This window comes from Flavobacteriales bacterium, from assembly GCA_020435415.1.
Taxonomy (GTDB): domain Bacteria; phylum Bacteroidota; class Bacteroidia; order JACJYZ01; family JACJYZ01; genus JACJYZ01.
In genome coordinates, this window is sequence record JAGQZQ010000103.1 from 1 (window position 1) to 10,959 (window position 10,959).

General features: G+C 48.2%; 10 protein-coding genes. 7 read left to right on the forward strand and 3 right to left on the reverse strand.

Annotation, left to right across the window (positions count from 1 at the left end; all coding sequences use genetic code 11):
• The 3 genes from KDD36_13135 to KDD36_13145 all read left to right on the forward strand — a co-directional run.
• Positions 1-206: SRPBCC domain-containing protein (locus KDD36_13135; protein MCB0397592.1), on the forward strand; the 206-nt coding region annotated here is incomplete at its 5' end.
• A gap of 99 nt (positions 207-305) precedes the next feature.
• Positions 306-1,373: a PA0069 family radical SAM protein gene (locus KDD36_13140; GenBank protein MCB0397593.1), complete on the forward strand. Its 1,068-nt coding sequence runs from the start codon at positions 306-308 to the stop codon at positions 1,371-1,373.
• A gap of 759 nt (positions 1,374-2,132) precedes the next feature.
• A complete protein-coding gene (locus tag KDD36_13145; GenBank protein ID MCB0397594.1) occupies positions 2,133-3,947 on the forward strand; it encodes a hypothetical protein in 1,815 nt (604 codons plus the stop codon).
• A gap of 58 nt (positions 3,948-4,005) precedes the next feature.
• Here KDD36_13145 and KDD36_13150 read toward each other — a convergent pair whose 3' ends face one another.
• Together KDD36_13150 and KDD36_13155 are read right to left on the reverse strand one after the other, a co-directional pair.
• Positions 4,006-4,275 carry a hypothetical protein gene (locus tag KDD36_13150; protein MCB0397595.1) on the reverse strand — a complete coding sequence of 90 codons (270 nt, stop codon included), beginning with the start codon at positions 4,273-4,275 and terminating at the stop codon, positions 4,006-4,008.
• A gap of 14 nt (positions 4,276-4,289) precedes the next feature.
• On the reverse strand, positions 4,290-4,661 hold the full coding sequence (locus tag KDD36_13155; GenBank protein MCB0397596.1) for a hypothetical protein: 372 nt from the start codon (positions 4,659-4,661) through the stop codon (positions 4,290-4,292).
• A gap of 345 nt (positions 4,662-5,006) precedes the next feature.
• Here KDD36_13155 and KDD36_13160 point away from each other — a divergent pair, with 345 nt between their 5' ends.
• From KDD36_13160 to KDD36_13175, 4 genes are all read left to right on the forward strand, one after another.
• Complete coding sequence (locus KDD36_13160; GenBank protein ID MCB0397597.1) at positions 5,007-6,149, forward strand: hypothetical protein; 1,143 nt, start codon at positions 5,007-5,009, stop codon at positions 6,147-6,149.
• Positions 6,134-6,523, forward strand: coding sequence for a hypothetical protein (locus KDD36_13165; GenBank protein MCB0397598.1), 390 nt, complete (start codon positions 6,134-6,136; stop codon positions 6,521-6,523). Before KDD36_13160 ends, KDD36_13165 begins: the two co-directional genes overlap by 16 nt.
• 40 nt (positions 6,524-6,563) lie before the next feature.
• Positions 6,564-8,198, forward strand: a complete 1,635-nt coding sequence (locus tag KDD36_13170) for a PQQ-binding-like beta-propeller repeat protein (protein ID MCB0397599.1) — start codon at positions 6,564-6,566, stop codon at positions 8,196-8,198.
• Positions 8,199-8,285: 87 nt separating this feature from the next.
• Positions 8,286-10,208 carry a PD40 domain-containing protein gene (locus KDD36_13175; GenBank protein ID MCB0397600.1) on the forward strand — a complete coding sequence of 641 codons (1,923 nt, stop codon included), beginning with the start codon at positions 8,286-8,288 and terminating at the stop codon, positions 10,206-10,208.
• Between the two features lie 93 nt (positions 10,209-10,301).
• Here KDD36_13175 and KDD36_13180 read toward each other — a convergent pair whose 3' ends face one another.
• Positions 10,302-10,910, reverse strand: a complete 609-nt coding sequence (locus KDD36_13180; protein ID MCB0397601.1) for a T9SS type A sorting domain-containing protein — start codon at positions 10,908-10,910, stop codon at positions 10,302-10,304.
• Between the last annotated feature and the right edge of the window lie 49 nt (positions 10,911-10,959).

Consider the following 10,959-nt stretch of genomic DNA (forward strand, 5'->3'; position numbering starts at 1 on the left):
AAGCCACCTATGATGAGATCATCGACCGGAAAAGAATCTCCTACGTCATGGCGGATGGCAGACAGGCCATCACCGACTTTGAAAATGTGGATGGTAAAACAAAAGTGACCACCACCTTTGATGCAGAAAACCAAAACCCGGTGGAGATGCAGAAAGACGGCTGGCAAGCCATCCTCAATAATTTCAAAAGGTACGTGGAAGGATAAGGGCAAGGCAATACAGGATGAAAATCCCACAAAATAAATCAGGGTTCCCCTGCGCCAATTTCTCTCCCTTTCACACTTCCCCTTTCGGTACATTTGACCATGTCCGATCCCAAATACATCAAAGGCCGCGGCGCCCAGTTCAACACCCATAACCCCTATCTGTCCAGCCAATTTGTAAAGGAACACATCGAAGGGATCGACGAAGAGGAGACCGGTAAACCCGAAACGGAATACCTCACGGAAAACCCGAAAAAGATTGTCAACAAGGTGGACAGTCCGGACATCGGCCACGCCTATTCCATGAATCCTTACCAGGGATGTGAGCACGGGTGCATTTACTGTTACGCACGCAACAGCCACCAATACTGGGGCTACAGCGCCGGCCTCGACTTCGAACGGAAGATCATCGTGAAACCCAATGCACCGCAACTCCTGGAAAAGCAACTAAGTGGCAGGTCATGGAAGCCTATCCCCATCATGTTGTCAGGCAATACCGACTGCTACCAGCCGGTGGAAAGGAAGATGAAGATCACACGTGCGATGCTCGAGGTGTTGCTGAAATTTCGCCACCCCGTAAGCATCATCACCAAAAATGCGCTCATCCTGCGCGATCTGGACCTCCTCACCGAACTCAATAAATATGACCTGGTGCATGTCAACATCAGCCTCACCACCCTGAATGAAGACCTGCGCAGGAAACTGGAACCCCGCACCGCATCATCCAGGCGCCGACTGGAAACCATTGCAGCAATCTCTTCTAATCAAATCCCCGTGAATGTGATGGTGGCACCCGTCATTCCCGGACTGAACAGCCACGAGATTCCTCACCTTGTCAAAGCTGCCGCCGATCAAGGTGCGCAATCCGCCGCTTACGTCATGGTACGATTGAATGGCTCCATCAAAGACCTGTTTGAAGACTGGGTCCGAAAAACATTTCCCGACCGTGCGGAAAAAGTACTGAACCAGGTGCGCGCCTGTCATGCCGGAAAATTGAATGACAGTGAATGGGGACGCAGGATGCGGGGCGAGGGACCGGAGGCAATGGCCATCTCAAATCTCTTTAAAGTGGCAAGACGGAAACACCTGGCAGGACGAAGCATGAAACCGTTGAGTACTTCCGCTTTCCGAAACAAGGATTTTGATCAGCTGGATTTGTTTGGAAGTTAGATAATGAGATATGTTTAATTAGCGCGTTGCCCCCTTTCTAAAATGTACTGTCGGTTGTAGATTTGTTTTCAGGTTTAACCCAAATTATGCAGTAGGAGGTGAAGGATGAGCCGAACTATCTTCATTAGTTGGGTTTAACCCCGCGTTAGAAAATCACTTTTTGCTTTCGCGAAGCAAAGTTCAAAAGGATTGATTTTCTTATGCGTTATGCAATTTCTTTCATTGCTACTGCATAATTTGGGTTTAAATATCCCTTGTTGTACGTCGGGATGATACGGCTGCTATGCATAATGATAATAATGACAAGAGCGCCTGAATGCTGTCATTACTAAGTATGGTGAATTCCGGTGGTTAGGCGAAGGTTGCACCTTCGTCTGTCTATCCCGTAGCTTTAAGCTACTTTCTTCACTCAGTTAAGGGTGCTGAGGAATCGTTCTCAGTAGAAAATACCAAAGCGGAACGCTTTGAAGATAACAGGACGAAGGTGCACCTGTCCCGGTATCGCAATGATCCGGGAACCTTCGCCCAACACCTCGGGATGACAAATTTGTTGTACCTATTAGGAACAAATATGAAAATGTCAGTCACGCACTTTCATCTTTCCTTTAACCTTATGAACGCTGTCATCCCGAAACGAAGTGAGGGATCTATAAAACAACATACTGGCTGTTCACACGGCCAACATCCTTTAATTATTTAAAACAGTCAATGGGTTAGTTCCGAATTAATCGGAACTTTACCGATCAACTTACTGTTCGGATGCAACCCAAAGCATACTATGAAAAGAACATATCCGGATTAACCGGTACCATTGCACGGCTCAAGAAGGCCCGCGACAGAGTGTCGGTATGGCGCATGTTGTGTGCGGGTCTGGTCATCAGTATTATCTACTTCCTTTTCAAAGAAAGTCATCCCCTGCTATGGGGAGGACTCGTGTTGACCATTTACGTTTTTCTCCTTCTGGTAAAAAAAAGCAACAAGCTGAAAGAGGCATTACGCTATAACAATGAACTACTGAAAATAAATGAGAACGAAATCAAAGCCCTCGACGGTGACATCTCATCATTCGATCCGGGCCTGGAATTCATCAACCCCGGCCACCCCTATTCGTATGACCTGGACCTGTTCGGTCATGCCTCCGTTTTTCAACTCCTGAACCGCACCTGCACACTCCACGGAAAAGAATTGCTTGCCCATCAGCTCACCAATCCCGGAACCGACAAATCTACCATCGGACAAAAACAACAGGCCGCCATCGAGTTGCGGGACAAGGCAGATTGGCGGCAGCAGTTTCAGGCCACCGGACAACTGTCGCCGGAATCACATGACGACAAAAAGCAAATCGAAGACTGGCTCCAGGCAGCACCCAAGTACTATAAAAATAAGGTCTATGCTTTTCTGAGAACTGCACTACCGGCCATCACACTACTTTCACTTGGACTTTATTTTGTAGAAGTCACCCCATTAAAGTTGACGACCCTTTTATTCACCCTTCAACTGATCATCACCGGTCGTACAGTAAAGTATGTGAACCGGCGGCAGACACAAATCTCGAAACATGCAGGTGCATTGAACAAGTATCACCGCCTGATGGAAGTTATAGAAAAGGAAGACTTCACATCTGATCACCTGATGACTGCCAAAGCGCAGACCTTTCAGGAAAGCCAAAAGCCGTCGGAATCATTCAGACTACTGATCAAATTCCTGAATGCCCTGGACAACCGGCTGAACATCATCGTGGGCATAGTCCTGAATGGCTTTCTTTTATGGGACATCAATCAAATGTACCGGATCGAAAAGTGGGCGGATGAGTTCAATACAGTTTTCCCAAAATGGCTGGAAGCCATTGCCCATTTTGATGCCACTTGCAGTCTGGCCAATTTTATGTACAACCATCCGGATTACATCATTCCCCGTATATCCGACTCCAACGACTTCAGGCTTCAAATCAAGGGTGGCGGACACCCGTTGATCCGCGAAGACGAGTTGGTAACCAATGACGTTGAGCAGCATGGTCCTCCCCATCTGTTCCTGATCACGGGAGCAAACATGGCGGGAAAGAGCACCTTTCTCAGGATGATCGGTGTGAACCTGGTCCTGGCCATGGCAGGCACTGCGGTCTGTGCAAAGGACTTTGAATTCACCCCGGTGAAGCTTTACACCAGCATGCGTACCAATGATTCTGTTCAACAACACACCTCCTTCTTTTTTGCAGAGTTGAAACGATTGAAGTTCATTGTGGATCGGTTGCGGTCCGGAGAGAAGTCCTACATCTTACTGGACGAGATCTTAAAAGGCACCAATTCACATGATCAGCATACCGGCTCCAGACGTTTGATCGAGAACATCATCAACCTGAATGGGGTGGGCATGATCGCCACCCACGATGTGGAACTGACCGGATTGGCATCTGAACATCCAGGACATATACAAAACATCGCCTTCGAGATCAGGACGGAAAACGGAAGAATGATCTTTGACTACACCTACAAAGAAGGCGTTTGCCAGAACATGAATGCGACCATGTTGATGGAGCAGATGAACATCTTCCGGGCGGCCGATGAAAAGGTCTAAACAAAAACACCCTGCTGGTCAAAATAACCTGCAGGGTGTCAAACACTAAACAAAAAACCTATCGTCCTATGGGAATGCGTACACCCGCGTTTAATGAAGCGTAGACCGGAATCTCAAAATCAGCACCGGTCTGGCTATTGAAGGTGGTAGCCGGAACGATAAGCATGGCCTCCCCGAATACATTGCCAAAACCCAGACTCAGATCATAACCGATCCCACCTCGAATATTCAATTGGCTGTAATTTTGCTTCTCGCCTTCATTGGCAGAACCGGTAACACTGTAGTTGATACGGTCATAGTCATCATAGGTGGTCTGCTCCGACGCCAATGTAAAACCACCACCTACAAAACCATATACACCGCCATCTTCAAAGTCGCCCAGTCCGAAATATTTTTGCCATCGGCAAAAATATTGAATACTTTCACAGTAGAGTTTCCTTTTACTTCAATATATTCCGGTGTCGTAGCACTACTCATTGCACGCGCTGCATAGGTATCACTGTACTTATATGGCAGGGCATAATTGGCTGTGAAGCGAAACGTGAGGTTGTCTTCCTTGGCATATTCTCCGTGCGCACCGAAAGCAAGTACTTTGAGGCCAGTTCCGCCGAAGAAGATGTTGTAATTGAGCTGACCGCCGATTCCGATCTGTGCAAATGACTGGCTACCGAGTGCCATAAGCGCGATACATGTAAGCCATCCTGATTTTTTCATGGTAGAGGTTTATTAATGATTCACTTAATACTAAATTGCCGTAAACCCCGGTATCAAAAGGTTTACGCATGTTTTACAAAGGTATTTCCAAGAGGACTCTTAACTTGAGCATTATAGCATTGGGCATATCTTATTAATCATTCGGTCTGTTTTTTTGAATATTTGGTTTGAGCGATATTAAATCGGGTGCGACTGTCAAGCAAAAGAGGACAGCTCATCATCAACCAACCTGCTTTCAACCAAACAATACCTACGTTTTCTATTAATATGAACTTAACATCGCGGTTTGGCTATTTTTTGTCGTTTTAGTACCTTAGGGGCCGTTTTTGGTACTAAACGCATCACATGAATAAAGCTTTTGCTGCCTTCGCCCTCCTCGTTGGCACCCTACTGCTGAACAACCGTGCATCCATTGCACAGGTACAGACCAACGTAGATTATAAACAACTCCACATGGGTGGGGAAACAAGTGTCCGCTCCGGCATCGCACTTTCCCCGGATGGCAACACCATAGCCTGTGCAGGCGCCCAGGGCTTTCCCCTCTTCCTTTATGATTGGAGAAATGACAAGGTCATCAAGAAATTTGATGTGGGGAACTGGTATGCAGGTGCCAAGGTTGAATACTCCGCCAAAGGTAATTACCTCCTGCTGCAGCAAACGTTTTTTATCGACTGGGCGCCGAACAAAGACCGTGAAGTGAATTTCGAGATCGTGAATGCCGAAAGCGGTGAGATTGTGCAGAAGATTGACAATGCCCATTCTGTAAAGATTGCAGAAGATGAGTCTTTCTACGTGGTGTTGAAAGGCGATGACGTGACCTTTTACGAACTACCTTCCGGCAACAAGAAACAGAGCTTTACGGTTCCTGATGCCACCAATTCCGTAGCGATCAGTCCGGATGGCAAGCTCATCGCCGTTTCACACAAACCAACCGCCCCGCTTCTTCAGCAGGTTCCAAGCATCCGCAACGACAAGAAGGCCATCAAGCCCGCCCTGAAGTACCGTCAGATGATCAGTATTTACGATGCGGAAACCATGCAGAAGAAGTTCACGGTGAATGAAGTTTACGACATCATTTACCGTCTGCAGTTCTCCAAGGACGGATACCGTCTGTTCAGCTACAGCATCCCGCACACCAAAATGCAGGTGTCAAATGCGGGTCGTCAGGGATACATCTATATGATCCGGATGCCGGAAGGAGAAACGTTGAGAACATCTTTCATGTCACTCTCCACCTACGAGCCGGACTTCACTGAGAACAATGATAAAAGCTTGTTTGGTGTCGTATCATTCGATGTGGCCCCGCAGATCAACATCCATGATTTTGAAACGGGAAAGCTTGTGAATCGCTTTGACACGCGTCAGCGTCTGCGCGATGCCCTCAAAGGCAAAATGGGTGGCGACGGCCGTGCCAGCTTTGCCTTTCTACCCGACGACTCCATCATCATTGTGACAGGAAACATGACCATCATATGGAAACCAGAATAGGTAAATACACCGGGCGCTTGTTCGCCATTTCTCTTTTGTTGTTCCTCGGATTCTCACAGGCACATGCCCAAAAGAACCTGATCAGTGACCAGGAAGAGGTGATACAGGCAGCTGCCAAAGTCATGGAAACAGCCATGAAAGAAGGCAGTCTGCTGGAACTAAAGAACGAACACAAACTCACCGGGTCTTATATCCTGGATGTGACCATCCGCAATAAAGGTGAAGTGGTTTCCATCTTTGTGGTGGAACGCGACGGAGGTTCCATCGAGTTCCAGAACCTACTGAAGGATCATATCAAATCCATGAAGATGGGCTTCCGTATGCCCAAGAACAAAAATTACAAGTTCCGTTATAAATTCAACTTTGACGAGTAAACCATAATCCGTCCTAATCCTTTATCAACACCGCTAAACAATGAAAAAACTTTATCTCGCGACCTATCTGCTGGCCACGGCAAGCTTCACCTGCTATGCCCAGGAAGACATGACAACCGTTTGGGAAGTTAAGCTCGAACATAGCATCGACCAGTCCGGTACCGGACTGGAAGAACGTGGTTACAGCTATGCCGCTTCAGACAAAGAAATGACCGTTTTCAGCAACAAGGACGGAAGCACGATCTGGTCTAAACCATTTAAAGAAATTGCTCCCAACCTTCGTAAGATCGATGAACTCATCCCCTTCTGGGAATCCAATACGGTATTCCTGTTCGAAAGAAAAATGGGTAAGGACCAGGTAGCCTGCATCGACATTGAAAAAGGCACCCTTCTCTGGACCACCGACAAATACCAGAACCTGTCCGAAGGCAACGTAGTGTACATTGCTGAAAAAGAAGGCTTCGCACTGTCACTGAAAGAAAGTCTGGTTTTCATCAAAGCCCGCACCGGAGAAGAACTGTGGACAACCTCCAAGTTCAAAGGTGCGATCGGTAAATATGTTTACCGCAACAATGAGATCGTAACCGTGAATTTCGTGCCATCCGGATTGGGTGCCCTGTTTACCGGCTTTAAAAACCAGATCGCAAAGATCAACCTCGACAACGGCGACCTCCTTTGGGAACAAGCCTACGTGGGACGTGCCGAGCGTAAGGTGATCACACGCGAATTCATCTTCGACCTCGAGCTGAAAGACGACATGGTGGTACTGAAAATGAATGGTATCCAAACCTACGACTGGAAAACCGGTGCCAAGCTGTGGGCCGCAGCCTTCGACTTCACCGCTGATGTAATAGGAAAGCCGGCAGGTGCAACCGCCTTCGGTATTTATGGTGCCGTAGCCGATCCGGTATGGGTAGGTGACGATGTATACGTACTTGACATGTCTAACAAGAAAAGTCAGTATGTGAAGAAATACGATCGCAACACAGGTAAGCTGTTATGGACCTCACCCGAAATCAAAGGTGCACGTGCCATTCCTGCCATGGGCATTGCCGGCGACAAGATCATTCTTCAGATCGGTGGTACGGTGGAGTGCCAGGCGATTATCAGAAAAAAAGACTCAGAAGGAAATATCACCATTGAACGTAAAGTTTGGTGGCCGGACGTGAAGCCTTGGGGGTTGAAAGCATTGAACACCAGTGATGGTTCCATGGCATGGGAATCCGAGCGCTTCAAGAAAGGAATCTCTAACTCCTTTTCTGTAGGTGAGAACGTGATCGCATGTAGCGGTAAAGCCATCTATTCTTTGAAGATCGCGGACGGAAGCGAAGTGTATGAGGTAGATCTGAAAGAAGATAATATCGGTCGCGGTGAACAGCTTCAACTTTATGAAGATAAAGTAATCGTGATCGGCAACAAAGGTGTTTCCTCTCACAGTATTTCTGACGGTAAGCTCATCGCATCCGGTAAGTATAAGAACTCAGCACTGGAAGATACCAAAGGTGATTACCTGATCATGAAGACGGAGAGGTCAGACATCGCATCCTTCTACCTGAAGAACTGCTCGTACAAACAGTTCAATGCCAGAAAGGGCGCCACCACGTCTCTTACTGAAGAAGGTGACTACGTGTATGTATATGAGAAAAAGACAGTCACCAAGCTGTCCACAAAGTAATTTTCCATAAAGAATATAGACAGGCGGTGAGATCATTTCTGACCGCCTGTTTTTTTCTATTCATCAACGATACCAATACATCCGGAAATGCGCAAATTCTTCCCTCTCCTTGCCCTTATCTGCCTGGCCTTCCAGATGAATGCCCAGCTGATCACCGACGGTCTGTACTACGATGAAGGTGAAAAACTATACAACGACGGTGAATACAAAGCCGCCGCCGTCAAACTGAAAAAAGCATACAGCGCCGATCCAAAAAATGCAGACGTACTGAACCTGCTTGGTCTGGCACTCTACTACGATGGCAAATATGCCGACTGTGTCAAATACTTCGAGGAACTGCGCATCGTAAAACCCGATTACTGGGCTTGGTTTTACTACGAGGCAGGGAATGCCTATCAGCAATTGGGACAGGTAGACAAGGCCGTGGAATGGCTTCAGGAATTTAGCAAACGTTATTCAACGGCTGCTGACAAGGCACGCTTTCTTCACCAGGGCGACTGGCGGTTGTACTACGCCACCGAAAGCCCCGTTGTTCGCAAAGAAGCCGTATCAAACCTGAAAGCACCCGTCAACCTGGGAACAACGGTGAACACGGAATGGGACGACTACATGCCATCCACCAATCCAACCGGTACGCGTATTTATTTCACCAGTCAGCGTAAAGGCGGATTCTCACAAGAGAAAGGCGAGGACAAGGAAGGCGATGAAGACCTCTACTATACCGATATGAAAAACGGGCAATGGCAGAAGCCCGTCCTGCTACCTGCACCACTGAACTCCGCCAGCAACGAAGGCGCCCCGGCGTTCTCTGCCGACGGGCAGACCATGGTGTACGTGGCATGCGGCAGGGACGATGGCATGGGCGATTGTGACCTGTATCTTTCCAATCTGGAAGGCGACAAATGGAGCGCTCCCATCAACATGGGCAATGTGATCAATTCGGATGCGTGGGATTCACAACCCACCGTCTCCTCAGACGGACAACGTATCTTCTTCTGTTCGGACCGCGAAGGTGGCTATGGCGGTGAAGATCTTTACATGATTGAAAGGAACCGCTTCGGTAAATGGGGACCGGCCATGAACCTGGGTCCCACTATCAACACTCCGTTTGATGACAAATCTCCTTTTATCAGTCCCGATGCAAAAACACTTTACTTCGCCTCTGATGGTCATCCGGGTTTCGGAGAAATGGACATCTTCAAGAGCGTCTTTGAAAATGGAAAATGGTCCGAACCCGTGAATCTGGGCAGCCCGATCAACACGGACAAAAACGATCTGTACTTCACCATCGGCGGGTCCGGTGAGGTGGGGTACTTGGCTTCTGCCCGTGGCAGCGGCAACCTCGATCTTTACTCGGTGAATATTCCGGAAGCCCTGCGCCCCACCCCAACGATGATCCTCACCGGTGTGGTAAGGAATTTCAAGACCAAGGATCCGCTGGGTGCCTGGGTACTGGTGGAGGACCTTACCACCGGCGAAATGATCGCCACAGGAAAGAGCAATTCGAAAACCGGAGAATACCTGGTGGTCCTTCCCGTCGGAAAACTCTACGGTGTATCCGCCACGCGCGAAGGTTATTTCTTTTACTCGGACAACTTCGACCTGCCTGAAGATGCGAAATATACCGAGGTACGTCGCGACATCGACCTCAAGCCTATTGAGAAAGGCACCAAAGTGGTGATGAACAACATCTTCTTTGAAACCGGTAAGGCCGACCTGAAACCGGAAAGCTATGTTGAACTGAACAAGGCCATCCAACTGATGAAAGCCAACCCGTCCATGATCGTGGAAGTGGGCGGTCATACGGATAACGTGGGATCCGATGAGGCCAACATGAAGCTGTCTCACGACCGGGCCAGGTCGGTGATGGACTATCTGACCAAATCCGGAATCCCGACAACGAGATTACAGGCCAAAGGATATGGGGAAACCGAACCGATCGCTACCAATGACACCGAAGAAGGCCGCGCCGCCAACCGCCGCACGGAATTCGTGATCCTGGAGAATTAAGGGAACAACGCTTCTCAAAAAAACAGCCGGATGCAGCAAAGTGCTGCATCCGGCTTCGTTTAACCCTAAACCTCAGAATAAGCGCTTATTGTGTCAATCCGCCACGATCATTCTTAAGGCTCTTGAGCCATCCGGCTTTTGCATAATCACCTGATAAATACCGGGGGCCAGATGATCCCCGTTGACTTTAACCACATGTAAGGATTCATCCGTCACTGTCTCATTCACCAACACCTTTACCACCCTGCCGGTGTAATCCAGCAAGCGTATTCTTACAGGCGTATTCTCTGCTACACGGTATTGTACGGTGGTTTCACCACGGGTGGGATTGGGATAGATCCTAAACTCCCCATCCTGAGATGTTCCGGTCATATCCGGATCTTTGGTTTTAAGAAATGGGGTTTGACTTGAGCATCCCGTGTTGACATTTCCGAGGTGGGCCAGAAATTTGGCACCGGTGTTCACCGTAAAGCCTTCCTTGAGGATGATCTGTTCACCATCGATCCGCACATCGGCATTGGCCAGCAAGGCATAGGTGGAATTATTCGTCACGTTCCTTGCCACATGCACACGGGTAGCATTCTCAAAGCCTGTAAGATTAATGTTTCCGACAGAAGGCTCATTTCCTGCCACATAGGCTGTGGATGATGAAATACCCATATTGGGGACCAACGCTGTGCGTCTTAAAACAAATCCGGACAAAAGGCGATCTAATTTAAGTCATAGATTTAACATTTGTTGACGGTGGAAT